Below are 26,188 nucleotides of genomic sequence, written 5' to 3'. Positions count from 1 at the left end.
CGGTGGCGCCGGTGTGTCTCAAAAGGATTGACGCCGGACTGGGGCGCGGCGGGCGCGGGTATTCCGATGGGCATGTGGATCTCCCCTGTCATACCGACGGTCGCCAATCTTCTCCTGGCCGCGCTCTGGGGGCTTTTGGTGTTCGCGGGCTGGGGGGCGGAGGCATTCTGCTCCGACCCGGGCTGCGTGGCTCGGCTGGACGGGGTGGCCGGGGCATCGGCCCTGTTCGCGGTGATCGCGGCCGGTTGCACGGCGGGTGCCTGGCTGGTACCCAGGATTCGCGGTGACGAAAATCGTTTTATCACTCTGATGATCGCTGCGATGATCATGTGGATGATCGCGGAAAGCGTTTTCTTTGTCGGCGGACTGATCGTTCGGTAATCATCCTAACACCCTCCGTCATTCTCCTGTGAAATGGCGAAAAAGCCAGGCGAACATGGTGACTCCCGCAGATCATGGGGGTATGTCGCCAGTGGCCGCAAGGCCTAGCGAGGGGGTGGTTTGTTTGTCGAAAGCCCGCGGGATTTCGTGGACCTGACACAAATTGACGACGTGTTCGCCATGTGGGGCTATTCTCCGGCGAGCACGTCGTCCGCGTCGATGATCTGATATGCGTACCCCTGCTCGGCCAGGAACCGCTGCCGGTGGGCGGCGAAATCCTGATCGACCGTGTCGCGGCTGACCACCGAGTAGAACCGGGCCCCGCCTCCGTTCGCCTTCGGCCGGAGCACCCGGCCGAGCCGCTGCGCCTCCTCCTGCCGCGACCCGAAGGTGCCCGAGACCTGGATGGCCACCGCCGCCTCCGGCAGGTCGATCGAGAAATTGGCGACCTTGGAGACGACCAGGACCTGGATCTCCCTGTCGCGGAACGCCTGGAAGAGCCGCTCCCGCTCCTTGACCTTCGTCTCGCCCTTGATCACCGGCGCGTTCAGGTGCTCGCCCAGCTCGTCGAGCTGGTCGATGTACTGCCCGATGACCAGCACCTGCTCGCCCGGGTGCTGCCGGACCAGCGCCTCGGTCACCCGCGTCTTGGACGGTGTGGTCGCGCAGAACCGGTAGCGCTCCTCGGACTCGGCCATCGCGTAGGCCAGCCGCTCGGCGTCGGTCAGCGTCACCCGCACCTCGACGCAGTCGGCCGGGGCGATCCAGCCCTGGTTCTCCATCTCCCTCCACGGCGCGTCGTACCGCTTGGGGCCGATCAGGGAGAACACGTCGCCCTCGCGGCCGTCCTCGCGTACGAGTGTCGCGGTCAGGCCCACCCGCCGCCTGGCCTGCAGGTCGGCGGTCATCCGGAAGATCGGCGCGGGCAGCAGGTGCACCTCGTCGTAGACGACCAGGCCCCAGTCGCGGGCGTCGAACAGTTCCAGGTGCCGGTAGACGCCCTGCCTGCGGGTCGTCATCACCTGGTACGTGGCGATGGTGACGGGCCGGATCTCCTTCTTCGTACCGGTGTACTCGCCGATCTCGTCCTCGGTCAGCGAGGTCCGCTTGAGCAGCTCCTGCTTCCACTGGTGCGCCGAGACCGTGTTGGTCACCAGGATCAGCGTCGTCGCCTTGGCCTGCGCCATCGCCGCCGCGCCCACGATCGTCTTGCCCGCGCCGCAGGGGAGCACGACGACGCCGGAGCCGCCGTGCCAGAACGCCTCGGCGGCCTCCCGCTGGTAGGCGCGCAGCTCCCAGCCGTCCTCGGTGAGCGCGATCGGGTGGTGCTCGCCGTCGACGTACCCGGCCATGTCCTCGGCGGGCCAGCCCAGCTTGAGCAGATGCTGCTTGATGTTGCCGCGCTCGCTCGGGTGCACGGCCACGCCGTCGTCGCCCAGCCGCTCGCCCAGCAGCGGCTGGATCTTCTTGGAGCGCAGCACCTCCTCCAGCACTGCCCTGTCGGTGCTGGTCAGGACGAGCCCGTGGGCGGGGTGCTTCTCCAGGCGGAGCCTGCCGTACCGCGACATCGTCTCGGCGACGTCGACCAGCAGTGCGTGCGGTACGGGGTAGCGGCTGTGGGCGATCAGCGCGTCGATCACCTGCTCGGCGTCGTGCCCGGCGGCCCGCGCGTTCCACAGCGCCAGGGGGGTGACGCGGTAGGTGTGCACGTGCTCGGGCGCGCGCTCCAGCTCCGCGAACGGGGCGATCGCCTTGCGGCACTCCCCGGCCTTCTCGTGATCGACCTCAAGGAGCAGGGTCTTGTCCGATTGGACGATCAGTGGTCCGTCAGTCACAGACTTCTCCCTATGGTCGCTGCGGGCTACGGCGGATCAGCTCATGGTCGCACTCACGGGTGCGCCCCGCTCCATGTCTCCTGTGTGCAACGGGCGGGAACGCCCAGGCAGTCCCGCCTCCCGCCCGGCGTGACAGATCTCACCACCCGGCGATTCCGCGCCTGCCCGGTCTACGGCACCCCGCGGGTGGCGGTCCCCGGGGATGTTCAGTCGAAGGCGCCGTTGATGCCGGCGATGATGAAGGCGGCCACACCCAGGATGATCAGCCCGATGTTGATGCCGATGCTGATCCAGGTCCACTTGAGCAGGTTCCTGGCACCCGGGGGGTCGGTGTCCACCCTCCCCAGGGCGACACTCGACAGGACGACGCCGACCAGACCGCCGAGGGTCACGTAGCAGCTCAGCGTGAGCACGATGCTGATGACCATGGCGACGATCGCGTGGGTCCTGACACCCTCGGTGTTGCGGTGCGGGGGTGCGCCGTAGCCCTGTCCGTAGCCGGGCTGTCCGTAGCCGGGCTCGCCGTAACCCTGCCCGTAACCCTGCCCGTAGGGCTGCTCGCCGTAGCCCTGAGCGTAGCCGGGCTCGCCGTAACCGGGCTGTCCGTAGCCGGGGGCCTGTCCGTAGCCGGACGGCTGGAAGTGCTCGGAGTGGGGACCCTGCTGGGGCTGACCGTAGCCGGAGGTCTGGCCGGGCCCGGTGTTGTAGGGGCTTTTCCAGTCGTCCGGGTTGGTGCTGGGGCCTTCGGAGTGACCGCTGCTCACTGTGGATCTCTCGCTTCTGTGGAGCTCGGAACATCAACAGATATCACGATATGGGTCGTGAGCCGTGCGCCTTGGCGAATGGACTCGGTCGCATTCCGGCAGCTAGCCCCTACCCCCTGGAACTTTTGCCCATCGCGGCCGCTCAGGCGACGCCCTGCCGCGTCGTCGGCCACCGCGCTACGCCGCGGCTCCCTCCCTCCGCCTCGCGAGGCGCCACCCGACCGATCCTCGCGGTGGCGAGATCCGCGGGACAGAGCCCAAGGCCGGGACGAGACCGAAAAGGGGCCCGCGCGTCCCGGCGAGTGACGCGGTCCCGCAGGACCGGTGACCGAGCTCGCGGCGGCCCCATCCCGAGATCGAGACTACCTCGTGGCCCTTCCCCGGCACGCCGGGGCCGTTCCCGGTCTCGGCCGGATCCGCCGAGAACATCTCAGGCGATGTCGGCGATGTCGGCGATGCCGGTGATGCGGTGCAGGGCGAAGCGGTGCACCGCCGCCCGCGTCTCGTCGTAGGCGGTGAGATAGCCGCCCTCCATCCGGGCCGGTTCGAGGATCCGGCTGGTGGCGTTGCCCTGGGAGTCGAGGTAACCGATCCAGACCTGCGATCCCTGCCGGATGGCCTCGCGCAGGGCGACGATCGTGGAGGTGGCGGGGGAGCGCGGCACCTGGCCGCCGGGGGCGGCCACCGGGGCCCTGCGGGCCTGGTGGGCGGCGTCACCCGCGCGCACGGCGCGGACGGCGGCCGCCACCACGTCGGCCTCGGGGCCGCCGAACGTGACCGGGGCGCGGACCGCCAGGGTGCTCTCGGCCCTGCGGACGTCGAGCTGGTTGATGATCACGTCGCCGTCGAGGGACTCCGCGGCCGGGGCGTAACCCATCGCGCGCAGCGAGTCGACCAGCGTCGGCCGGGAGGACTTGGAAGCGATCACCGTGGGGGCGAGCCGCCGCAGCCGTAGCGGGATCGCCCGCTTGTCGGCCATCACCTCGTCCAGCAGCGAGGAGTCGTCGCACCGCACGTACGCGCTCGCCGTGCCGACGCGCATCCGGCCGTGGCGCCGGGCCACGTCGGTGACCAGGTAGCTGAGCGGTTGCGGCACCGGCGTGGTCGAGTGGCGCTCCAGCATGGCCAGCATCTCCTCGGCGCCCTGCCCGGAGTCCAGCGCCCGCCGGATCGACCGCTCGTCGAAGCGGTAGACCGTCGCACCGCCGGTCGACTCCACCTCGGCCGCCAGTGCCAGCCACCGTCTCAGGTCGCCGGTGAGCGGCCCGGGGGCGACGGCGGTCAGGTCGGCCTGGAGGAGCACGTGGTCGAGCGGCTCGGGCAGCAACGGGAGCAGCAGGCGGGCGGCGGAGGCGGCACGGCCACCGCCTGGGATGCCGGGGTCACCGGAGAGGCCGGGGCCGTCGAGGACCTCGGGAAGCAGGGCGCGGCCGTGGCCGGAGAGCAGTCCGAGGCCGGTGACACCGATCTGCTCGGCCTCGCGCAGCGTGAACTCCACCAGCTGGTCGCGCTGGCCGCCGCGACGGCGGGGCTGCTCCCAGGCCAGACGCATCCGTACCGTGTCGAGAGTGGGGGCCACCCCCGGTGTCGAGGCGAGCATGGCCAGGGTGGTGGCGCGCACCTCGGCGGCGGCGGCGCGGCGCAGGTCGGGATGGAGGGCGTTGAGCAGCCGGTCACGCTCGTCGCGCTCGCCGATGACCCCCGGCACCCGGTCCATGGTGAGCCAGGCGCCTGCCAGCACGGCCCAGCGGTCCTCGGTGGCCTTCACCCGCCAGCCGTCGTAGCCGGGGGTGGGCATCCACTCCCCGTCGACCGCGCCGCTCGCCGCGACCAGCCCCGCCGCGTAGCACACCTCGATGATCAGCCCCGCCACCCACTCGGACAGGTCGAGCAGGGTCGCGACCCGTCTGAGATCGCGCACGGCCAGGCCGCCGCTGCGGAGCACGCCGGGCGGGTCGACGCTCCAGCGTTCGCACAGCTCCTCCACCGCGCGGGTGAAGGTGAACGCCTGTCCGGCCGCCGTACGGTCGGCGAGCCTCTGGTCGCGCTCGGTGCCCCCGGACGTGGGAGGGAGGGGGGACAGGTCCCGGTGAATCCGGCCGTCGCGCAGGAACAGCGCGACCTCGCGGGGCAGCACCACGGTCTCCTCACCGGTGGCGGCCAGCAGCGCGCGGGAGAGGAGCTGCTCGATCGGCGACTGCGCGGTGGCGGCCCGAACCTCGCGGCGGGCGTTGGGCACCCGGCCGCTGGCCGGCCCCCAGGCCAGCTCGTTGAGCGCCGACCGGGCCTGTGGCGAGACCTCCTCGACCAGCCGTCCGATGATCTCCGGATCGCCGAGCAGCGTGGCGAGGGCCTCCCTGGTGTCGCCGCCCTCACCTCCGGCGTCCTGGATCAGCTCGGCCAGCCGCTCGGCGGAATGGTGCCGGAACGCCTCCTCGGCGGGCGGGCCGAGCCCGGCGGGACCGTCCAGCACCCCCCGCACACCGGGGGCCGGAGTCAGGGCCCGGTCGGGCCCGTAGACCAGCGCCATGGTGCGCAGCCGCTCGACCGCCTCCTTGAGGGCGCTCTGGAAGGCCGGGCCTGCCGCCCCCGGCAGGGCGCGGGCCATCTGGGCGCGTAGTGACCGGTAGGAGACAGGGGCGGGGAGCACGACCAGCGTCTCCATGACCGCGAGTGTGAAGCGGTTGAGCCGGTCGAGCGCCCTGCCCACCGCCGACGGGCTGCCGGCTCGCCCGGCCAGCCCCTCCAGATGCGCGGGCACGGGGGTGATGAGCTCGGGGCGTACGGAGACGAGTGCCCGCAATCGGTCGTCGCTCTGACTGCGCAGCCACTCGGTGAACTCCGTGCTCATTCCGTCAATGGTAAGAGGCTTGACCGACATCATGCGGCCTGAGCGAATTCCGTGATCACACGAAGGGGGTGAATCGATCACGTGATGGGTGGTGAATGGGGGAAGAGGCTCACGAGCGAGGCGATGTCGAGAGAGGATGGCCAGCGTGATCGAGCGTGCCGACCAGCTCGTCCTGGACTACGTCAGCAAGGCGGCCGACGCCGCCCAGGGCGTGCTGCAGCCGAGGCAACGGATCGACTTCGTCGCGGTGCTGCGCAGGCGGATCGACGCCGAGCGGGCGGGAACGGACGATCCGGCCGCCGTGGAGAGGGTGCTGGCCCGGTTCGGTGACCCCGCCGCGCTGGTCCGCCGCGAGCTGCGCCGCCTGGGCGTCCAGCCGCGTTCCCGGGCCTCGGGCGTCGTCGCTCCGGCCATGCCTCTTGCCGCGCCCACAGCGGACGATTCCGCCCCCGGCTCCGATCCGGCGGATTCCGGTGCGGCCGGCCGCGAGGCGCGGGACCCCGGTGGGACCGCACCGGGCGATCTCGGTGTCCCCGCTCCCCGTCGGCCCGTGCGGGGGCATCCGTACGCCTCGACGGGAGTCCCCGCGGATGCCGCCGAGCCGGCACCGGGCGATCCCGGCCCCTCGGCCGCTCGCGGGTCGGGGCGAAAGGACCAGGGGGCGTCACCGGTCATTCCCGACGACGGCCCGGGTGGCGGAGAGGACTCCGTGGACGAGTGGGAGGACATCGTGGAGGGCGATCCGCCGACCGAGGAGATACCACCCATCCGGGATTCCTCGCCGCAGGAAACACAGGGCGTGCAGGGAGCACAGGGATCCCCGCCTGAGGCGCGGGAGGCCTCACCGGCGGCACCCGCGGCATCGGGAGCGGTTCGTCCGGAGGACACGGGGCCACGGCCCGAGCTGCCGCCCGGTGTGGCCAGGGGCATGCGAGAGGCGGAGGAGCTACTGGCCAGGCGGCGGGTACGCGGTCAGCGGGGGTGGCCGCGCCGGCGGAGCCCGGCTCGGTCGGGAGAGGACGTCGCCCCCGCCGCGCGTGACACCCGGGCGATCCTGCTGGGCCACCGGCGTGAGACGGTCGGCATGGGCCTGCTCGCCCTGGCCGGGCTGCTGATCCCCATCCCTCTCGCCCCGATCGCGATCTTCCGGATCCCGGTGCTGGTCTGGGCCGTCGCGGTGCTCGTCGTGATCGCCTGCCAGAGCTGGCACACCTCGGACAAGGTGCTCGGGTTGGCCGCTCCGATCGTGAGCTACACCCTCGGTGGCGGCCTGGTCGCCCTCGTCCGGGCCAGGAACGACCTCGGCACCGTGGTGGATGAGTTCTTCGGCATCAGCGGGCTCATGTTCCTGCTGGGCGCGGCATGGGGGGTCTTCTGGCTGGCCTGCCGCCTGCTCGACCCCGAGATCGCCGCGGGGCGGGGAGGCAGGTGACGCTCCGCGGGCCGTGCCGGGGGCTCTCAGCCGATGGCCTGGACCGCCGACCGGGGCAGCAGGCCGAGCGCGAGGCACACCCAGGCGGCGACGAAACGGTCGCGCTCCGCGCGGCCGGGGGGTTCGCCCACGGTCTCCTCGAACAGCCGGTAATGGACCACCGCCCCGCCGAGCACGGCACCGATGGCGGGCCAGTCGGCATCGGCCCCGGCGTACTCGGGCTGGGCGCGAAACCAGGTGGTGATCGCGTCGAACATGGGCTGCAGGAGGCCGCCGCGTACGGTCGCGACCAGCTCGGGGAACTGGCTCAGGTCGCGGAAGAACACGCGCGTGAGGTCTCTCTCCTCGCGGACCTTGGCCAGCCCGGACCTGCACAGGTGGGCCAGCCGCTCCTCGATCTCGGTCGAGGTGTCGACGACGCTGAGTTCGGCCAGGGTCTCGGCGATCTGCGCCCGGGTTCTGGCCGCGTGCTCGTTCACCGCCGCGGCCAGCACCTCGTACTTGGACTTGAAGTGCCGGTAGAGACCCCCGGCGCCCGGTGACAGCCCGGAGGCGGCCTCGATCTCGGCCACCGAGGTTGCCGAGTAGCCCCGCTCGGCGAACAGTCGCAGGGCCTCGTCGATGATCCGCTCGCGCGTTGATCTGGTCATCTCTCTGCCGATACCTCCACCATGACCCTATCCAGTGCCGACCATGCCGGGTCGCACCGCGCCGGTCCAAGCCCGTTGCGAGGGCACGCCGGCCGACTCGCCGAGAGGGCGTGCCGGCCGTCGGGTGCTCAGGGGGAACCGTCCGGGGAGGGACCGTTTGCCGGCGGATAAGTAAATCCTTCCGGTGCAGGGTTCCACAGTGGACGGCGTCATGTACAACACTTGGGATTGGCCATATTTAGGGGGATTTGGCATTCTTTGAGGTCTTCTCGAAGAAACCTCTTCGAGTAGCCGACAAGGAGCGGTGAGTGACCCGATGAACTCGGTGGGATTCGACCTCGATCTGACGCTTGCCGACACCCGCGCGGGCATCGCCGCCGTTTACGACGAGGTGGCGTCGCACACCGGCTTCTTCATCGACAGCGGCGCCGTGCTGGCCAGGCTGGGGCCGCCGCTGGAGTGGGAACTGGCCAACTGGATGCCCGCCGCCGAGGTCCCCGCGGCGGCCGACGTCTACCGGCGGCTTTACCCGTCGATCGCGGTCCCGATCACCACCCTCATGCCCGGTGCGCGCGAGGCGGTCGACGCGGTACGGCGGGCCGGGGGCAGGGTCACCGTGGTGACGGGGAAGAACGCCCGCGACGCGGCGCACACCGTCGAGTTCCTCGGCCTGGAAGTGGACGAGCTCGTCGGATCGGTCTTCGGGGCGGCCAAGGGGCCCGCGCTCGCGACTTTCGGCGCCGCCGCCTATGTTGGAGATCATGTCGCGGACATCGAGGCGGCGCGAGCGGGAGGAGCCGTCAGTGTGGCGGTGGCAACGGGCGTCTATCCGGCGGTGGAACTGCGTGATCACGGAGCAGATGTGATCCTGGGTGATCTGACCGAGTTCACCGAATGGTTCGACAGCTGGCGAACTCCCACGGCTCTTGTGTAATTCGGGCCCCAATACACGGTCGCTCTCGGCGTCCGCTGGGCATAACCTACATCCATTCCTTTTCACGACAGTCTGAACGAGGTCACCCCTGTGCCGAGTGGCAAGGTCAAGTGGTACGACGCCGACAAGGGTTTCGGTTTCCTCACCCGCGACGACGGCGGTGAGGTCTTCGTGCATTCTTCCGCGCTGCCCTCCGGCGTGGACTCCCTCAAGCCGGGCCAGAAGGTCGAGTTCGGTGTGGCCGAGGGGCGCCGCGGCCAGCAGGCGCTCTCGGTTCGAGTGATCGACCAGCCCCCCACGCTCGCCAAGACCGCCAAGCCCAAGGGCAAGCGCAAGAAGCCCGACGAGATGGTCGTCATCGTGGAAGACCTGATCAAGCTTCTGGACACGGTCTCCACGTCGTACCAGAAGGGCAAACACCCCGAGGCCACGCACGCGAAGAAGATCGCTGCCGTGCTCCGGGCGGTGGCCGACGACCTGGACGACTGAGAGCCCGCCGACCGTCCGCCCCCCGCGTGCCCGGCTCAGCCGTGGGGGGTGGTCAGCGGTCTGGTCCGCTTCTCCGTGGGGGCGTTCTCCGGCCGCACGACCACGGTGGCCGTCCCCGCGGCCCGCGGCCTGACCCACTCGGCGGACACCCCGTCCCGGGCGAACCGCTCGGTACCTTCGGCGGGACGAGGCGTGCCCGGACCCCGGGCGGCCTCGACCCTGGCGTCCACCTCCCGGACCCGCCTGCGGCGACGGACCAGCAGCCAGCCGAGCGAGCCCGCCAGCACCACGGTCATCAGGGCCAGCCCGGCCGATCCGCCGGCGAACAGCGAGAGCAGCAGCCCGATCAGGCCGCCCAGCACCCAGGAGATCTGCAGAAAGGCCTCCACCACGCCGAACGTGGACGAGCGCACCTCCTCGCCGATCTCCCGTTGCACGATCGCGTCCAGCGCGAGCTTTCCCAGGCCCTGGGCGAAGGCGGCCACCAGCGCGACCGCCACCGCGCTCCACAGCTGGAAGACGACCGCGGCCAGCACCGTGATCGCGGTCGTCACCGCGAGCGTGGCCAGCACGATGACCTGCGGGGAGTGGTTGCGCACCCAGGAGGCCACGGCCGTGCCCGCCAGCCCGCCGGCGCCGGCGGCCACGGCCAGCACACCGATGGCGACCGTCGGCGGAAGGCCGGGCAGGTTCCTGTCCTGCACGAGGAAGAGCAGGTAGAAGAGGAGAAACCCGGAGTAGAGGCGGATGGCCACGTTGGCCCACATCGCCTCGGCCACCACCGGGCCCACGTTCAGCATCGTGCGCCAGCGGTGCGGCCGCTCCTCGCCGCTCTCGTCCAGCTCCTCCAGGTCGGGGGAGTCGACGTGGCGCGGGAGCCGTACGGCCAGCACGCCCTGGAGCAGGAAGAGCACCGTCGCCCCGCGCAGCACCCACTCGGCGCCGAGCCAGGCGCTGACGCCCGCGCCGACCGGCACCGCGACGCCGGCCGTGACCAGTGCGAACAGGGCGACCCTCGCGTTGGCCGTGACCAGCGCGATGTCGGCGGGCAGCACGCTCGGCATGATCGCCGCACGGGAGACGTTGTACGCCTTCGACAGCACCAGCACGGCCAGCGCCGCCGGGAAGATCGTGAACACGTCGCCGGGGACGATCGCCGCCGCCATCGCGAAGCAGAGCAGCCCGCGGCCGAAGAGGGTGCCGGCCATCACGAAGCGCCGCCCCGAGCGGAACCGGTCGAGGACCGGGCCGACGAAGGGCGCGACCACCACGAACGGGATCATCGTGATCAGCAGGTAGAGGGCGACCTGGCCGCGCGCCTCGTTCACCGGGAGCTTGAAGAGCGTTCCGGCCAGGGCCGCGGTGACCAGGGCGTCACCCGCGCTGTGCGCGGCGGTCAGCTCGATCAACTGGCCCAGCCCGGTGCGGCCCGCGCCCTGGGCGTGGGTCAGCCGTCGCGCGGCCCTGCCCACTCGCTGGGTGCCGTTGACCGCGCCCAGGGCCGCCCGCGTGGTCGCCCGGCCCGTGCCCCGGCCGGCGCGCGCGCCGGCCCGGCCCGCGGCGACGGCCGACCTGCCGACCCGCCGAGAGGCGTCACTCACCGTCTTGCGAACCCGTTCCCACCCAGCTGCCACGTATCAGTCATACCCGAAGGGCGGGGGAGTTGTCCGGTGCGCCTGGTCACTCCCCGGGCTGAAGGGAGTCCGCGGTGCCGTTCGCTCCGGTCATGGGTGAGAATTGAACTGTGAGCGCAGTGAGCGAGCGAGCCAGTAGGGACAGCAGCCGTCGTGCTGCGGGGCTGACGGGAGAAGACTCGTGAGCCGGACTCGATCCCGCGCCGCGGTTCTTGACCAGGCGTGTGTCGCGGCCGTCGACCTGGCCCGTGCCGCCGTCGAGGAGACCGTCAGGCCGGGCGATGTGGGCGAGCACCTCGGGGTCGAGGGCGAGGGCGACCGTGTCGTCACCCACTACTTCGCATGTCTCGACCGCGCCTACCGCGGCTGGCGCTGGGCCGTCACCGTCGCCCGCGCCTCGCGGGCGCGCAACGTGACGGTCAGCGAGGTCGTGCTCCTACCGGGGGCGGGTGCGCTGATGCCGCCGCAGTGGGTGCCCTGGAGCGATCGGCTCCGCCCGGGCGACCTCGGCGTGGGCGACCTGCTGCCCACCTCGGAGGACGACGACCGGCTCGCTCCTGGCTTCACCGAGACCGGTGACGACTCCGACCAGCAGATGATCTTCGAGTACGGCCTCGGCCGGGCCCGGGTGCTCTCCCCGATCGGCCGTGACCGAGCCGTGCGGCGCTGGCACTCCGGCGAGTCGGGACCGCACACCCCGCTCGCGCACGCCGCCCCCGCCCAGTGCTCCACCTGCGGTTTCTACTGGCCGCTCGCGGGTGCGCTGCGTACCGGCTTCGGCGTCTGCGCGAACGAGTACGCCCCCGACGACGGGCGGGTGGTCGCCGCCGACCACGGCTGCGGCGCGCACTCCGAGGCCGCGGTGCTGCCGCACCAGGTCGAGCCGACCGCGCCGATCCTCGACGATCTCTCGCTCTCGTACGACACCGCCGAGGACGTCCCGGAACCCGACCTGATCGGGTCGGTGGACGATACGGCCTCCGAGCCGCTCGGTCACTCCTGACCCGGCGCCGCCGGGTCTGTTCCGCCCCGCAGCCGCCCCCGCCGCCCATCCCAGCGGTCCGCCCGGCCGTCGCCGTTCGGGCGCCGCTCCCGTGGTGTCCCGGCCGGGGCGCCTGGCCGGGTGGGCCCCGACCTTTGGAAGATCGCCTTGACTGACATCTTCGGCACCGAACGACTGCGCTCCACCGTCCTGGCCGCCTGGAAGGCGTCGCCCGCGCGTTTCCGCGAGGACGCCAACGCGGAGGAGGACTTCGCGCTCGGCGGCTACCGTGACCGGCTGATCGTCGAGCTCGCACAGAACGCCGCGGACGCCGCGCTCCGCGCCGGGGTGCCGGGAAGGCTACGGCTCTCGCTGCGCGAGGGTGTGCTGTCGGCGGCCAACATCGGCGCTCCCATCGACACCCACGGGATCGAGGCGCTGTCCACGCTGCGCGTCTCCGCCAAGCGCGGCGACGCCCACGCGGCCGGCCGGTTCGGCGTCGGGTTCGCGGCCGTGGTGTCGGTCTGCGACGAACCGGTGATCGGCTCGCTCGGCTCAGGGGTCGTCCGCTGGTCCCGTGACCAGACCGCCGCCCTGGTGGCCGCCGAGCCCGAGCTGGCCAAGGAGCTCGCCGAGCGCGGAGGGCACGTCCCGCTGCTGCGCCTGCCCTTCCCCGCCGGCCCGGTCGAGATCCCCGCCGGGTTCGACACGCTCGTGCGGCTGCCGCTCCGGGACGGGGCGGCCGAGAGCGCCGTCAGAGCGATGTTGAGGGAGACCAGCCCGGCTCTGCTGCTGGGCCTGCCCGCTCTGGAGGTGATCGAGGTCGACCTGGACGGGGAGACGAGGATCGTCACCGCGGAGGGCTGGAAGGTCGTCTCGGCCTCCGGGCGGTTCACCCCCGAGCAGATGGCCGAGCTCTTCGCCGACCGCCCGACCGAGGAGCGCTCCCGGCCGCACTGGCTGGTCCGCTGGGCCGTACCCGTGAGCGAGGCGACCGGGGAGCCCCGGCCGCTGCCCGCGCCGGTGCCGCCCGTGGTGCACGCGCCCACGCCGAGCGACGAGCCGCTTGACCTGCCCGTGCTGTTGATCGCCTCGTTCCCGATGGCCACCGACCGGAGGCACGTCGCACCGGGCCCGCTGGCCGACTTCCTGGTCGAGCGCGCCGCGGACACCTACCTGGAACTGCTCACCGGTCTGCCGCGGACGCCCCGGCTCCTCGACCTCGTCCCCGGCCTGATGGGCAAGGGCGAGCTTGACGCGAGCATCCGCCGGGCGATCCTGCGCAGGCTCCCGGACGCCCCGCTGCTCCCCGCGCTCTCCCTGCCGGCCGACCAGGGGTCCGAGGCCGGCCCCGGCGAGTCCGGAGCCTCGCCCCTGCTTCCCGACGACCTCGCGGAGAGCGTCGGCGCGGCCTGGGCTCCGCCCGCGGTCGGCGCGGACCTGGTCATCTCGGGGCGGCAGGCGTCCGTGGTCACGGCCACGGCCGAACTGCTGGAGATGGTCGCTCCCCTGATCGGTGGGCTGCTGCCCGCGGGGTGGCCGTCACGGCATCCGGCGATCAACGCGCTCGGCGTCAGGCGGGTGCAGCTCTCCGACATCGTGGACATGCTCTCCGGCGACGCCGTCAAGGACAGGGATCCGGCCTGGTGGCGGTCGCTGTACGAGGTGCTGCCCGCCGACGACCCGGAGGCACTCGGCGCGCTGCCGGTGCCGCTCGCCGACGGCCGCCTGGTCAGGGGGCCGCGCGGCACGCTGCTGCTGACCGACGGCTCCGCGCTGGATCCGGCCGTCCTCGCCCCGCTCGGGCTGCGCGTGGTGCACCCGGACGCGGCCCACCCCCTCCTGCTCAGGCTCGGCGCGGGTGAGGCGACGCCCCGCACGGTCCTGGAGGATCCGCTGACCCGCTCCGCCGTCTCGGAGTCGCTGGAGAGCCCCGACTCGGAACCGGTGGCCCAGGCGGTGCTCGCGCTGGTCGACGCCGCGGGGCTGACCGCGGGCGACGCGCCCTGGCTGGCCGAGCTGGCGCTGCGCGGCGCCGACGGTGAGCTGTACCCGGCGGGTGAACTGCTCCTCGCGGACGGGGCGCTGGCCGGGCTGCTCGACACGGAGACGCACTTCGGCACCGCCGCGCCCGAGCTGGTCGAGCGGTACGGCCGGAGGGTACTCGCCGCGGTCGGGGTGCTCGACGGCTTCGCCGTGGTCAACGACCACGACGTCATGATCGACCCGGACGAGTGCGACCACGACCTCGACCGCGAGGACGAGTGGCTGGAGACGGTTCTCGACCTGCTGCCCGAGATGAACGTGCCGCCGGTCGCCCGGGAGTTCTCCGCGGTCCGGGACCTGGAGTACGTCGCCGACTGGCCCGCCGCCCTCACCCTGCTGTCCCGCCCGCCGCTCCGCTCGGTACTGCACCCGCTGCGGGTCCTGGTGTCGGGGGAGGTCGTGGAGGTTCCGTCCTACACCGCGTGGTGGCTCTCCACGCACCCGGTGCTCGGTGGCAGGCGCCCCACGCAGCTGCGGCTCCCGGCGGGTGACCCGCTGCTGTTCGGCCTGTACGGGGACGCCCCGGCGGATGTCGACGAGGCCGCGCTGGCGATGATCGGCGTCCGGAGCACGCTGGCCGACCTGCTCGCCTCCCACGGAGGTCCGGACGAGCTGCTCGATCTGCTGGGCGACCCCTCCGTGGAGGTCGACCGGGCGCAGCTCCGCTCCCTGTGGGTGGCCCTCGCCGCCGTCGACCCCGCCCGCGTCGCGCCCCCGCGCGCCGTCCGCGCGGTCCTGGGCGACGAGATCGTCGTCGTCGACGCCGCTGACGGCCGGCCGGTGTCCGCCGACGCCGAAACGGGGGCCGGTTCGGGGAACGAGGGCGCGGGCGAGCCGGTCGTGGTCGAGGCGCCCGACCTGCTGCCGCTCGTCGCGGGACGGCCGTTGATCCTGGCCCCGTTCGACCTGGCGGAGGCGCTCTCCGAGCTGCTCGACCTGCCGTTGGCCGGTGAGGAGGCGGCCGGGGAGGTGACGTCCTCGGGTGAGGTCCGCGACGTCCCGCCCGCCGTACGGTCGCTGCTGCCGACCGCGCCCGTGAGCTACGTGGCGCACGAGCGGCTGCTGGTGGACGGTGTCCCCGCGGCCTGGCGGTTCTTCGAGGGCACGGTGCACGCCTCGGATGTGGAGGGGCTGGCGCGCGGGCTCGCCTGGGCGTCCGGCCAGTGGGGCGACCGGCTCGCGGTGGCGGCGCTGCTGCGCGATCCCGCGGCGGTGCCGCTGCTGCTCGCCGAGGCCGACCTGGACAGCTGGACCGCCTCGACCTAGGGGCTCGACCTAGGGGCTCGACCTGGACGATCGTCTCGGGCACGCGTCTTTCGTCAGGTCACGCTCGCACCGGTTCCGGGCACGCTGCCGGAATCGGCGCGGGCGCGGCCGGTACGGGGGGTGGTCGAGCGGCTCAGAAGATCGCCGTGGTGGGCTCGATCGGACCCTCGGACGGGGGCGGGGGACGGCGGTCGCGGCGGCGTACGAACCAGAGGCCGAAAAGGCCGCCGCAGATGCCCGACACGCACATCCAGATCCACCAGCGGTGCTCGGGGTCCGGCTGCACGACCAGGAGGACGACCAGGGCGACGGCCCACAGACCCGTACCCGTGAGGATCGTGAGCGTGTCGTTGGTCTTCAACGGCTGCAGATCCGGACGGCGTGGCTGGTTCACGCGCTCCAGACTAGGCGACGGAGCCGCAGTGTTCGCAAAACGGATTACGTCAAGACGCGAATCCATCTCGAAACCATCACCATCGGCTATCAGGTCTTCCCGGAAGGGGGACTCGCTGTCACCCTGCGTGAGTGAAAGATAGTAAAACCTCCCAAATAAGTGGACTTGACCGTTTCTTCCACATCTCCGACCGGGGCTCCACTGTGGGCCGGGAGGTGCGCGGCGGTCTCGCCACGTTCTTCACGATGGCCTACATCGTCGTGCTCAACCCTCTGATCATCGCTACCGTCCCTGACGTCGAGGGCCAGTTCATCGGCGACGGAAGCGTGCCCAACGTCCCGCTCGTCGCGGCCGGTACCGCTTTTGTGGCGGGAGTGCTCAGCATCCTGATGGGGGTCGTCGGCAAGGTCCCCTTCGCGATGGCCGCGGGCCTCGGCCTGAACGCCTTCGTCACCTTCGGCATCGCCTCGCAGATGTCCTGGGAGTCGGCGATGGGCCTGGTGTTCCTGGAGGGCTTGATCATCGGGCTCCTGGTGCTGACCGGGTTCCGCACCGCGGTGTTCAACGCGATCCCGCCCCAGCTCAAGACCGCGATCAGCGTCGGTATCGGCCTGTTCATCGCTCTGATCGGTTTCGTGGACTCGGGCTTCGTCCGCCGGGTGGCCGCGGGACCGCCTCTGGAACTCGGCATCGCGGGTTCGCTGGCCAGCTGGCCGATCTTCGTCTTCGTGGTCGGTCTGCTGCTGATGGTGGTGCTGGTGGCGCGCAAGACGAAGGGCGCCATCCTGATCGGCATCATCGCCACGACGGTTCTCGCGATCATCGTCCAGGCTGTCACCAGGGTCGGCGCCGCGACGGTACCGGGCCAGGACCCCAACCCGGCGGGCTGGCAGCTCGTCGTTCCGGAAATGCCCAAGGAGATCTTCGGGTTCCACAACCCGCTGGTGCTGTTCGCGGAGTTCGACCCGATCGGCGCCTTCGGCTCGGTCTCGGTCATCGTGGCCCTGCTGCTCATCTTCACCCTGCTGATCACCGACTTCTTCGACACCATGGGCACGATCGTGGGCGTCGGCGGACAGGCCGGGCTGGTCAAGGAGGACGGCAGCCTGCCCAGGACCCGGGAGATCCTCCTCGTCGACTCGATTGGCGCGGCGGCCGGAGGCGCGGCCTCCGTCTCCTCCAACACGACCTACATCGAGTCGGCCGCGGGTGTCGGCGAGGGCGCGCGCACCGGTCTGGCCAGCGTCGTCACCGGTGTTCTGTTCCTGCTGGCGATCTTCTTCTCGCCGCTCGTCGCCGTCGTCCCCTACGAGGCCGCCGCCCCCGCCCTGGTCGTGGTCGGCTTCCTGATGATGACCTCGATCCGGGAGATCGACTTCACCGACTACGAGATCGCCATCCCGGCCTTCCTCACGATCGTGCTGATGCCGTTCACGTACTCGATCGCCACCGGTATTGGTGCGGGTTTCGTTACCTTCGTGCTGATCAAGCTGATCAAGGGCAAGGCCCGCGAGCTCCACTCGCTGATGTGGATCGTCGCGGCGCTGTTCGCCGTCTACTTCGCCCTCGGCCCGATCAAGGCCCTGCTCAACCTGGGCTGAGAAGTGGTGCGGAAGCCGCCTTGGTGCTCGATTTCGTCGGCCACCAAGGCGGCTTTCGCGTGTCAAGGGCGGCTGCTTCACGCCAAGATTGGCGAGCCCTGGCCGTCCGGTGCGCCGTACGGCCCGTGTCGAGAAGTAAACCCCTTGGAGGGAATCACGTGCAGTCGTATATAGTTAGCAAAGGTAATGACTTATGCTAACGAATCACCCCAAGAAGGACCGCGTCGCGATCCTGCGAAGCGACGCCGGTCTGGCTTCGGCCCTGCGCGTGTCTCTGGCACGACTGAACAGGCGCCTGCGCAGGCAGGCCGCGGTGCACTCGCTGACGCCCACCCAGCTCGCGACCCTCGCCGCCGTGGAACGGCATTCCGGGATAACCCTCGGAGAATTGGCCGATCTAGAGAAGGTGCAACCGCCCTCGATGACCCGCGTGATCGCCGTGCTGGTCGAGCGGGGGCTGGTGTCGCGTACACCGCACCCGACCGACCGGCGCCAGGTGACCGTGAGCGTGACCGACCAGGGTTCGGCACTGCTGAAGGAGGAGCGCCGTCTCAAGGACGCGTGGCTGACGCGGCAGCTGAAGGAGCTGACGCCCGAGGAGAGGGCGACGCTCAGGCAGGCGGCCCCGATACTGGAGAAGCTCAGCCGGATCTAGCCGACCCCGAGGAACCCGGGGCCCCGGCGGTCCCGCGTGACGCCGGGGCGTCCGCCGTGCCAGGCGGAAAGTCCAGGAGAAGGCCCAGAAGAAGGCTCGGGCTGAGGGCGCGGATGCGGCGGCGGGCCGCGAGGACCGCCACCGTGAACGAGCTCCAGGCCACCGAGAGCGGATCGGCCCAGGCCGTGCCCGAGACGCGGGACGGGATGTTCCGGTCGCTCCGCGTCTACAACTACCGGCTGTTCGCGGCCGGCGGTGTGGTCTCCAACGTCGGCACCTGGATGCAGCGCACCGCGCAGGACTGGCTGGTGCTCGACCTGACGAAGGGCAGCGCCGCCGCGCTGGGCCTGACCGTCGCGCTGCAGTTCCTGCCGCTGCTGCTGTTCGGCCTCTGGGGCGGCATGCTCGCCGACCGCTACCCCAAGCGGCGGCTGCTGATCGCCTGCCAGTCGTTGATGGGCCTGCTCGCGCTCACCATGGGTGTGCTCACGGTGACCGGCTCGGCCCAGGTCTGGCAGGTCTACGTGATGGCCTTCACGCTCGGCCTCATCGCCTGTGTCGAGGTGCCGACCCGGCAGGCGTTCGTCGTCGAGATGGTCGGCCGCAAGGACCTGTCCAACGCGATCGCGCTGAACGCGTCGAGCTTCAACCTGGCCCGCGTGGTCGGCCCGGCCGTCGCCGGTGTCCTGATCCACGCACTGGGCGGTACCGGTCCGATCTTCCTGATCAACGCGGTGTCGTTCGCCGCGGTGCTCAGCGGCCTGCTGCTGATGCGCACCTCCCAGCTGACCACCCCGGAACCGGTGCCCAGGGGGAAGGGCCAGCTCCGTGAGGGCCTGCGCTACGTGATGGCGCGGCCCGAGCTGCTCATGCCGATACTGCTGATCGCCTTCGTCTCGATGTTCACGCAGTCGTTCTCGATGTCGATAGCGCTGATGGCGCGCGAGACCTTCGGGGCCGGCGCCTCCTCGTTCGGGCTCGCCTCCAGCATGTTCGCGGTCGGAGCGCTGGCGGGTGCCCTCGTGGCGGCACGGCGGATCAAGCCGAGCAGGCACCTGCTGGTCGCCGGCGCCGTCGCGTTCGGCCTGTTCCAGATCGCCAGCGGCCTGGCGCCCTGGTATCCGCTCTACCTGATCATGCTCGTGCCCGCCGGCATCGCGCTGATCTCGGTGAACACCGCGGCCAACGCCGGCGTGCAGCTGGCCACCTCGCCGGAGATGCGCGGCCGGGTGATGGGGATCTACGTGCTCGTGTTCACCGGGGGAGCCCCCCTCGGCGCGCCGCTGCTCGGCTGGATCTCCGAGCTGGGCGGGGTACGTACCGGAGTCGTGATCGGCGGGGTGCTCACCCTGATCGGCACCGCTGCGGCGACAATGCTGACAAGGCTGATCAGCAGGAGGTCGCATGCGGCTGTTCGTGGGATTACCGCCGCCGGCGCCGGCGCGCGATGAGCTCGTCCGCGCCCTCGAACCTCACCTGGCGCGATGGCCGGGGCTGCGCTGGCTGGACGCGGAGAACTGGCACGTGACGCTGTCGTTCCTGGGGGAGGTGCCCGACCGGGTGCTGCCCGAGCTGCGGACGCGCCTCGCCAGGGCGGCCGCGCGGCACGCTCCGATGACGCTGTCCTTCGCCGGCGCCGGCGCGTTTCCCTCGGCGGGCAGGGCACGGGTCTTCTGGACCGGGCTGTGCGGTGACCTCCTCCGGCTGGGCCGCCTGGCCGACTCCGTGGCGGCCGGGGCGCGCCGCGCCGGAGCCGGACAGGCGGAGCACCGGAGGTTCACACCGCATCTGAGTCTGGCCAGATGCCGCCCCGAGACGGACATCGGTCCCCTGGTCGAGGCGTTCGGGCCGTTCTCCGGCACCGAGTGGGAACTGGAGACGGTGCACCTGATACGGAGCGACCTCGGAGCCAAGGTCCGCTACGAAACGGTTGGGGAATGGGACCTGGCGGCGCGGGCACCTCGTGGGCAGGGCTAGGCTCCAGATCGTGGATCGTCCCCGTCGCTGGCTGCTGCCCACGGTGCTCGTGCTGCTCGTGCTCCTCGTGGTGATCGGCGCCCTCGTGTCCTAGGCCCTGTTTCCAGGCGCCCTCGCGGGTACCGCCTACCAGGCGTACTCCTCCGGCGCCGTCTTGAAGCCGGGGAAGATCTCGTCCAGGCGGGCCAGGGCCTTCTCGTCCAGCGTGATCTCCAGCGCCTTGACGGTGCCGTCGAGCTGGTCGAGCGTGCGCGGCCCGATGATCGGCGCGGTGACGACCTTCTGGTGGAGCAGCCAGGCCAGCGCGAGATTGGCCGGGTCCACCCCGAGTTCGTCCGCGAACGCCTCGTAGCGCTCGATCTTGTCGCGGTGCTTCTCCAGCTCGGCGGTGATCTCCTCCGAGGCCGACCGGCCCTTGTCGATCTTCTTGAGGATGCCGCCGAGCAGGCCGCCCGCGAGCGGGCTCCACGGGATCAGACCCAGGCCGTAGTCCTCGGCCGCCGGGATGACCTCAAGCTCGGGGGCGCGGACGATCAGGTTGTAGTGGGACTGCTCGGAGACCAGGCCGAGAGTGTTGCGCCGCCGCGCGCTCTCCTGGGCCTTGGCGATGTGCCAGCCCGCGAAGTTGGACGACCCCACGTACAGGATCTTGCCCTGCTGCTTGAGGATGTCCATGGCCTCCCAGAACTCCTCGAACGGGGTGTTCCGGTCGATGTGGTGTGCCTGGTAGAGATCGATGTAGTCGGTCTGCATCCGCTTCAGCGACGCGTCGGCGGCACGCCGGATGTTGAGCGCGGACAGGCGACCCTCATTGGGCCAGTCGCCCATGTCACCGTAGAGCTTTGTGGCGATCACCGTCTTCTCGCGGCGCTCGCCTCCCTTGGCGAACCATCGACCGATGATCTTCTCGGTGATGCCCTCGCCCTTCTTCCAGCCGTACACGTTGGCCGTGTCGAAGAAGTTGATCCCCAGCTCATGGGCGTGGTCCATGATCGCGAAGGAGTCTTCCTCCGAGGTCAGGGGTCCGAAGTTCATCGTGCCCAGACAGAGGCGGCTGACCTTCAGGCCGGTACGGCCAAGCTGCGTGTATTCCATGCGCCCCACACTAAATACCTGGAGTGCACTCCAGGCGAGCGGATCAGCGGGGAAATCCGTGCCGGCCGGCCCCGTCGCGTCTGTGCCGCCCGCCGGTCCCGCCGGGGCATGATGGCTGGATGCTGAGTAAGCCGGGGGAAGTCTTGGTTCGCGCGTTCGCGGTGGTCGGCCTGACCGCGGCCATGGCCTTCACGGGGCAGAGCGCATCGGTGGGCGATGGGCGGGCGGCATGGGCCGATGCGGGTCATGGCACGGGTCATGGCACGGGGCGGGGGGAGCGGGCGGACGGTGAGGAGCGGATCCTCTTTCGCTTCAAGGACAGCCGGATCAGCGAGTCGAGCGGGCTGGCGGTCTCGCCGACCCACGAGGACGTCTACTACACGCACAACGACAGCGGCGCCGGGCCGGTCTTCTACGCGGTCGGTGCCAAAGGTCAGACCCGCGCGACCTTCACCCTGCGGGGGGCGGAGGCCCGCGACTGGGAGGGCATGGCCGCCTCCATCGACCAGAAGACCGGCCGGGGGGTGCTCTGGTTCGCGGACATCGGCGATAACCTCGACGGGGCCTGGCCTGACATCTCGGTGTACAAGGTCGCGGAGCCCACGGTGCTGAGCGACGCCGTCGTCCCCGCCGTGCGCTATCGCTTCCGCTACGAGGACGGCGGGCACAACGCGGAGGGCATCATGGTGAACCCCCGCACCGGGCGCCTCTACATCGTGACCAAGCAGTTCGCCGGCGCCGTCTACGAGGCACCGAAACGGCTGCGCACCGACCGGGTCAACGTGCTCCGCAAGGTCGGCTCGGCGCCCATCATGGCCACCGACGCCGCCTACGCCCCCGACGGGTCGAGCTTCGTGATCCGGACCTACTTCTCCGCCACGGTCTACCGCGCTCCCGGCGAACAGATCACCCGGGTGACGATGCCGCAGTTGGAGCAGGCCGAGTCGATCGCCTACACGCGTGACGGCAGGTACCTGCTGACCGGTAGCGAGGGGAGGCGCAGCCCGGTCTACCAGGTGCCGCTGCCCGAGGAGGTTCTCCGTGAGGCGGCTCCGGAACCCACGACCGCCCTGCGGCGGGCGGCTCCCACACCGGTTCCCACGCCGGATCCCAAACTGGCCCCCACGCCGGTCGCCGGGGCGAAGGCCGAACAGGACGACACCGGCGAGGACGCTGGGGTGCCGACCTCGGCCGTGCTGCTCTGGCTGGCCATCGCCGCGGGCGCCACGGGCACCATCACCCTGATCGCCCGTAACACCCGCTGAGAGACGGCCGGGCCTTTCCGGAACGCTCGCCGCCCGGCCTCGTGTGCGCTCCGCTCCGTGCGAGCCCGGCCGCGATGGCCGCCGGAAGATACTCAGGCCCGGTTGAGTAGCACAGCACAAGCGGAGCGCAAGTCGTGTCCGCCATCCTTCGGTCATGCGTGACGAGATCCCGGTACCCACCTCCCACCGCTCCCCGCCGCAGGTGAGCTGCCCGGAGTGCGCCGCACCTCTCGCCGGGACGTATGAGCGCTGCCCGAGCTGCGCGCTGCCCCTGCGGGGGCCGGTGGCGGCCGAGCTGTGGCGGCTCGACGGCGCCCTCGCCGGGCTGCGCACCCGCGAGGCGGAGCTTCTTCTACGCCGGGACCACCTCCTCGGCCTGCTGGGCGAGGAGCGGACCCGTCTGGTCGGTGGTGGCCCGCCGATACGGCAGACGTCCCCGGCGACCGGGGAACCGGCCCCGGTCCCCGGGGCGGCACCCCCGCTCGCGTCCCCCTCCGGGCCGCCGGGGGGTGGGGGTGGGGTCGGTCTCCCCGAGCGGCCGGGAGTGGCACCCGGGCCGGGGAGGGACCTCTCGCCCCGGGCGGTGCAGAGCCTGCTGCTCGGCGTTGGCGGGCTGCTGCTGGTCGTCGCCGCAGTCGTGTTCACGGTGGTCAGCTGGGGAAACATGGGCCTCGGCGGACGGGCCGCAGTCCTCGCCGCGGTCACCGGGCTGACCTTCGCCGCGCCGGTGCTCCTGGTGAGGCGCGGGCTCGTCAGCACCGCCGAGACCATCGCGTTGTTCGGCGTCGCGTTGCTCTTCCTTGACGGCTACGCGGCCTGGCGGACAGGGCTGGCCGGTGCCGACGGCCTCGAGGGACCCCACTACGCCGCTCTCCTGTTCGCCCTGGTCGCGCTCGCCGTGGCGGGGTACTCGCGGCTCCTCCCGCTGAGAACGCCGCTGCCCGTCGCGGTCGTCCTCGCCCAGTTCCCGCTCGTGTTGCCGGCCTTCTATGAGACGGCGTCGTGGATCGCCCACGTCGCCCTCGCGGTGACGGCCGCCGCCGACGCCGCCTTCCTGGTCCGTCGCGCCGCCCGCGGCGGGGAGCGGGAGACGTCCGGCGATCTCGCACGGAAGGTGCCTGGGCGTGTTCCGGCCGGTAGGCGCGGGGTGCGGACGACGGTCGCGGCCTGCTTCGGCGTGGTGTGGGGCCTGGGGGTCTGCCACGGGCTCCTGGGCTCCTTCCTGCAACTGCTGAGCCCCTTGCCCGCCGGCGCGGCCGCGGCCTCCTCGGTCAGGGGAGTCCTGCTGGTCGTGCTGGCCGTGATGGGGCTGGCGGTCGCGCGGGGAGTGCGAGACACGGGCTGTCTCGCGGTCGTCACCGCGGTCTCGGCGTTCGCGCTGGCGGCGGGCCTGGCGGCGCCCGTCTGGCCGATGCTGCCGCACACCTGGTGGGTCGTCCCGTACACCGTGGCGGCGCTGGTCACCGTGGCGGTCATGCGGTACGCGCCCGGCCTGGACGAGCCGAGAGTCCGCTCGGTCGGTGCGGTCTCCGCCGGGGTGCTGGCGACGCTCACCGCCCTCCCCTCCGCGGCCGCGGTGGGCTTCACCCTTTTCGCGCCGTTTGATCGACTTGGCGATATTTGGTCGGGATCTCCCGCTTTTGCGGAGGCCCGGTTGATCGCGCCGTTCCCGCAGTTCCCGGTGGTGTCCGGACTACTGGCCGTCGCCTCCATCGCGGCGGCCCTTCGGGGACGGGCGGCCATGGGGTTCGCCGCGCTCGCCACCGGGGCGCTCGCGGTGGCCGTCGCCCCCGTCGCCTTCGGCTGGGGGCACGCGGTGGACCTCACGGTCCTGCTGGCGCTGGCCGTCGCGCTCGTGGTCGGTACGGCCCTGGCAGGGCGACCGCGGTGGGCGGGGGCCCTCGCGGTCGCGGCCGGGACGGTGTCCGCAGTGGCGCTGGCCACCGCGCTCGCCGATCGGACCTCCACGTACGCGGCGCTCGCGGTCCTGCTCGCGGCCTGGGGGGCGGCGGCGTTCACGGCCAGGCTGCGGGAGGCCAGGGCGCTCTCGCTGGTCGTGGGCGCGCTGGCGGCGCCCGGCCTGGTCTGGGCGGTCTGCGCGGGGACCAGGTGGCTCCCCGCCGGTGACGCCCTGTCCCTGTCCCTGGCGGTCGGCGCGGTGCTCGCGGCCCTGCTCGTCTTCCGCCGCCCGGTGGTGGGGGAGGGCCGAACGGTCTCTAGCGCGCCGGAGGCGGAGAAGGGTCGGGCGATCTCCGATCCGGAGGGAGGGGAGGCGTTCGGTCCGAAGGCGGGGCAGAGCAGGGAGGCCCTCGGTTCGGAGACGGGAGAGAGCAAGGTGGGCTTCGGCCTGGAGGCGGAGGAGGGCAGGCGGGGCGGTGATCTCCGCTGGGCCACCGGGCTGGTGTTGAGCGCCGTGCTGGCCGTGTTCGCGGTTCTCTCCGCACATACCGCCGTCGCCGCGACGCTCGCCTTCCACCGCCCCCTCGTACGCCCGTGGACGGCCGTGGACGGTCCGGCGGGCCGCTACCCGTTGCTCGCGGTGGTGATCGTCCTCGTCGCCGTGGCGGCGGTGCTGATCTCCTGGCAGGTCGCGCGGTGGCGGGGCGCGCTCAGGGCGGTGCTGCTCGCCTGGCCCGCGGTGCTGGTGGCCCTTCCGGTGTCGGTCGCTCTGCCGTACAGCGTGGAGGTGGGGTTGTTCGTCGCGGGTGTCGTCCCGACGGCGTGGGTTGTGGCGCGCGGCCGTGCGGGTCGGCTGTTCGGCGGGGTGGCAGCGCTGTGGGCCGCCTTCGTCGCGATCTCCTGGGCTCTGATGAGCGAGCCCGCCACCCTGATCGTCCTGCCGGTCGTGGCGGCGGTCGCCGTGGCGGTCGCGCTCGGAGAGCGGGCGACGCCGGTCACGACCGGACCGGGTGGTCAGGGGACGCCGGTCGCGGCCGGGTCCGGAGACAGGGCGACGCCGGTGGCTCCTGTCGCGGCCGGGATGGCGACGCTGCTGGCGGGAGGGGAGGCGCTGGCGGGAGGACTCGCGCTGGACCGGCCGGTCGCGCACGCGGTGTTCGGCCTGCTCGCCGTGGCCTGCGTGGCGGCGGCCCTGGCCGCCTGGTTCAGGAGGGCGAGGTTCGCGGCGGGGGTGGAGGCGGCGGGGTACGCTCTCGCGGCGGCGGGCCTGTCGCTCGCCTCGGACGGCCTGCCGTCGGCGAGCCTGGCCTTCGCCGTGGTGGGTGTGCTGCTGACCGGGACGGCATTGCGGCCCGACCGGCGGTGGGCCGGATACGCGGGGACGGGGTTTCTGCTGCTGGCCTCCTGGCTGCGGCTGCTCGCCTCCGACGTCAGCGTGGTCGAGGCGTACACGGTGCCGTTCTCGCTGGTGCTGCTGGCGTTCGGCTGGTGGCGGGCGCGGGGCGGGAAGGTGTCGTCCTGGATCGCCTACGGTTCCGGGCTCGCCTCCAGCCTGGTGCCGAGCGTGCTCGCGCTGCTCGCCGGTTCTGGCTGGCTCCGGCCGCTGCTGCTCGGGACGGTCTCGCTGGCCATGCTGCTGGCCGGTGCCCGGTTCCGGCTCCAGGCCCCGGCGGTGCTCGGCGGGCTGGCCCTGGCCGTCGTCGCCCTGCACGAGCTGGCGCCGTGGCTCGTGGAGGTGGCCGTGCTGGTGCCCCGGTGGGTGCCGATGGCGCTGGGCGGGCTGCTGCTCGTCTCCGTCGGCGCGACCTACGAGGCGCGCCTGCGGGACGTGCGGCGCCTGCGGGCCGCGGTCGGCCGGATGCGCTGACCGTTCCGGGCCCGCGAATCCCGGCCGCGCCGGTCGTCGGCGGCCTTCCCGGAGCCCAGCCGCGGTGATCCCGAGGTACGGTCCGCCGGTCTTCCCGGAGCCGGGACACGGCGCTTCTTTCCGGGCTCAGCCGGGAGAGCGCGGGGTGCGTCCGGTCGCGTGGATGGAGGT

Annotated in this window: 19 protein-coding genes; 12 read left to right on the top strand and 7 right to left on the bottom strand. The window is 71.8% G+C overall.

What is annotated here, in order from left to right:
- Window positions 1–66 precede the first annotated feature (66 nt).
- Window positions 67–381 carry a hypothetical protein gene (locus tag ACQP0P_RS44840; protein ID WP_433368440.1) on the top strand — a complete coding sequence of 105 codons (315 nt, stop codon included), beginning with the start codon at window positions 67–69 and terminating at the stop codon, window positions 379–381.
- A 188-nt stretch (window positions 382–569) separates the two neighbouring features.
- On the opposite strand, the gene ACQP0P_RS44835 is transcribed toward ACQP0P_RS44840, so the two are convergent.
- From ACQP0P_RS44835 to ACQP0P_RS44825, 3 genes are all read right to left on the bottom strand, one after another.
- A complete protein-coding gene (locus tag ACQP0P_RS44835) occupies window positions 570–2,216 on the bottom strand; it encodes a DNA repair helicase XPB (protein WP_433368437.1) in 1,647 nt (548 codons plus the stop codon).
- Between the two features lie 206 nt (window positions 2,217–2,422).
- Window positions 2,423–2,980, bottom strand: coding sequence for a hypothetical protein (locus tag ACQP0P_RS44830; protein WP_433368434.1), 558 nt, complete (start codon window positions 2,978–2,980; stop codon window positions 2,423–2,425).
- A 430-nt stretch (window positions 2,981–3,410) separates the two neighbouring features.
- Window positions 3,411–5,831 carry a helicase-associated domain-containing protein gene (locus ACQP0P_RS44825; RefSeq protein WP_433368432.1) on the bottom strand — a complete coding sequence of 807 codons (2,421 nt, stop codon included), beginning with the start codon at window positions 5,829–5,831 and terminating at the stop codon, window positions 3,411–3,413.
- A gap of 145 nt (window positions 5,832–5,976) precedes the next feature.
- Here ACQP0P_RS44825 and ACQP0P_RS44820 point away from each other — a divergent pair, with 145 nt between their 5' ends.
- Window positions 5,977–7,263 carry a hypothetical protein gene (locus ACQP0P_RS44820; protein ID WP_433368429.1) on the top strand — a complete coding sequence of 429 codons (1,287 nt, stop codon included), beginning with the start codon at window positions 5,977–5,979 and terminating at the stop codon, window positions 7,261–7,263.
- Window positions 7,264–7,289: 26 nt separating this feature from the next.
- Here the strand turns inward: ACQP0P_RS44820 and ACQP0P_RS44815 are convergent, their stop codons facing one another.
- Complete coding sequence (locus tag ACQP0P_RS44815) at window positions 7,290–7,913, bottom strand: TetR/AcrR family transcriptional regulator (RefSeq protein ID WP_433368426.1); 624 nt, start codon at window positions 7,911–7,913, stop codon at window positions 7,290–7,292.
- Between the two features lie 304 nt (window positions 7,914–8,217).
- On the opposite strand from ACQP0P_RS44815, the gene ACQP0P_RS44810 reads away from it, so the two are divergent.
- Window positions 8,218–8,847 carry an HAD family hydrolase gene (locus ACQP0P_RS44810; RefSeq protein ID WP_433368423.1) on the top strand — a complete coding sequence of 210 codons (630 nt, stop codon included), beginning with the start codon at window positions 8,218–8,220 and terminating at the stop codon, window positions 8,845–8,847.
- Between the two features lie 90 nt (window positions 8,848–8,937).
- Complete coding sequence (locus tag ACQP0P_RS44805) at window positions 8,938–9,336, top strand: cold-shock protein (protein ID WP_355624224.1); 399 nt, start codon at window positions 8,938–8,940, stop codon at window positions 9,334–9,336.
- A 35-nt stretch (window positions 9,337–9,371) separates the two neighbouring features.
- Here ACQP0P_RS44805 and ACQP0P_RS44800 read toward each other — a convergent pair whose 3' ends face one another.
- The gene (locus ACQP0P_RS44800) at window positions 9,372–10,970 is read right to left on the bottom strand and encodes an MFS transporter (RefSeq protein WP_433368419.1); all 1,599 of its coding nucleotides are present in this window, start codon (window positions 10,968–10,970) and stop codon (window positions 9,372–9,374) included.
- A 181-nt stretch (window positions 10,971–11,151) separates the two neighbouring features.
- Here ACQP0P_RS44800 and ACQP0P_RS44795 point away from each other — a divergent pair, with 181 nt between their 5' ends.
- Together ACQP0P_RS44795 and ACQP0P_RS44790 are read left to right on the top strand one after the other, a co-directional pair.
- A complete protein-coding gene (locus ACQP0P_RS44795; RefSeq protein WP_433368416.1) occupies window positions 11,152–11,973 on the top strand; it encodes a DUF3027 domain-containing protein in 822 nt (273 codons plus the stop codon).
- Between the two features lie 147 nt (window positions 11,974–12,120).
- Window positions 12,121–15,264, top strand: coding sequence for a sacsin N-terminal ATP-binding-like domain-containing protein (locus ACQP0P_RS44790; protein WP_433368414.1), 3,144 nt, complete (start codon window positions 12,121–12,123; stop codon window positions 15,262–15,264).
- A gap of 133 nt (window positions 15,265–15,397) precedes the next feature.
- Here ACQP0P_RS44790 and ACQP0P_RS44785 read toward each other — a convergent pair whose 3' ends face one another.
- Window positions 15,398–15,658, bottom strand: coding sequence for a DUF2530 domain-containing protein (locus ACQP0P_RS44785; protein WP_355557686.1), 261 nt, complete (start codon window positions 15,656–15,658; stop codon window positions 15,398–15,400).
- Between the two features lie 131 nt (window positions 15,659–15,789).
- Between ACQP0P_RS44785 and ACQP0P_RS44780 the strand changes: the two genes are divergently transcribed.
- The 4 genes from ACQP0P_RS44780 to thpR all read left to right on the top strand — a co-directional run bounded on the left by ACQP0P_RS44780 (window position 15,790) and on the right by thpR (window position 19,891).
- Window positions 15,790–17,259: an NCS2 family permease gene (locus tag ACQP0P_RS44780; RefSeq protein WP_433368410.1), complete on the top strand. Its 1,470-nt coding sequence runs from the start codon at window positions 15,790–15,792 to the stop codon at window positions 17,257–17,259.
- Window positions 17,260–17,452: 193 nt separating this feature from the next.
- Window positions 17,453–17,914, top strand: coding sequence for a MarR family winged helix-turn-helix transcriptional regulator (locus tag ACQP0P_RS44775; protein ID WP_433368408.1), 462 nt, complete (start codon window positions 17,453–17,455; stop codon window positions 17,912–17,914).
- Window positions 17,915–18,057: 143 nt separating this feature from the next.
- Window positions 18,058–19,365 carry an MFS transporter gene (locus tag ACQP0P_RS44770; RefSeq protein WP_433368405.1) on the top strand — a complete coding sequence of 436 codons (1,308 nt, stop codon included), beginning with the start codon at window positions 18,058–18,060 and terminating at the stop codon, window positions 19,363–19,365.
- Window positions 19,319–19,891: an RNA 2',3'-cyclic phosphodiesterase gene (gene thpR, locus ACQP0P_RS44765; RefSeq protein WP_433368402.1), complete on the top strand. Its 573-nt coding sequence runs from the start codon at window positions 19,319–19,321 to the stop codon at window positions 19,889–19,891. Before ACQP0P_RS44770 ends, thpR begins: the two co-directional genes overlap by 47 nt.
- 126 nt (window positions 19,892–20,017) lie before the next feature.
- On the opposite strand, the gene ACQP0P_RS44760 is transcribed toward thpR, so the two are convergent.
- The gene (locus tag ACQP0P_RS44760) at window positions 20,018–20,986 is read right to left on the bottom strand and encodes an aldo/keto reductase (RefSeq protein WP_433368399.1); all 969 of its coding nucleotides are present in this window, start codon (window positions 20,984–20,986) and stop codon (window positions 20,018–20,020) included.
- A 119-nt stretch (window positions 20,987–21,105) separates the two neighbouring features.
- Between ACQP0P_RS44760 and ACQP0P_RS44755 the strand changes: the two genes are divergently transcribed.
- Entirely contained in the window at window positions 21,106–22,251 is a 1,146-nt protein-coding gene (locus tag ACQP0P_RS44755; RefSeq protein WP_433368397.1) for a hypothetical protein, read from the top strand.
- A gap of 154 nt (window positions 22,252–22,405) precedes the next feature.
- Window positions 22,406–26,017, top strand: a complete 3,612-nt coding sequence (locus tag ACQP0P_RS44750; RefSeq protein ID WP_433368395.1) for an SCO7613 C-terminal domain-containing membrane protein — start codon at window positions 22,406–22,408, stop codon at window positions 26,015–26,017.
- The last annotated feature ends 171 nt before the right edge of the window (window positions 26,018–26,188 follow it).

Source organism: Streptosporangium sp. CA-115845, from assembly GCF_050943795.1.
In the GTDB taxonomy this organism is placed as follows: domain Bacteria; phylum Actinomycetota; class Actinomycetes; order Streptosporangiales; family Streptosporangiaceae; genus Streptosporangium.
The sequence above is the reverse complement of the archived record's forward strand: the minus strand, read 5'-3'. Positions and strand labels throughout refer to the sequence as shown.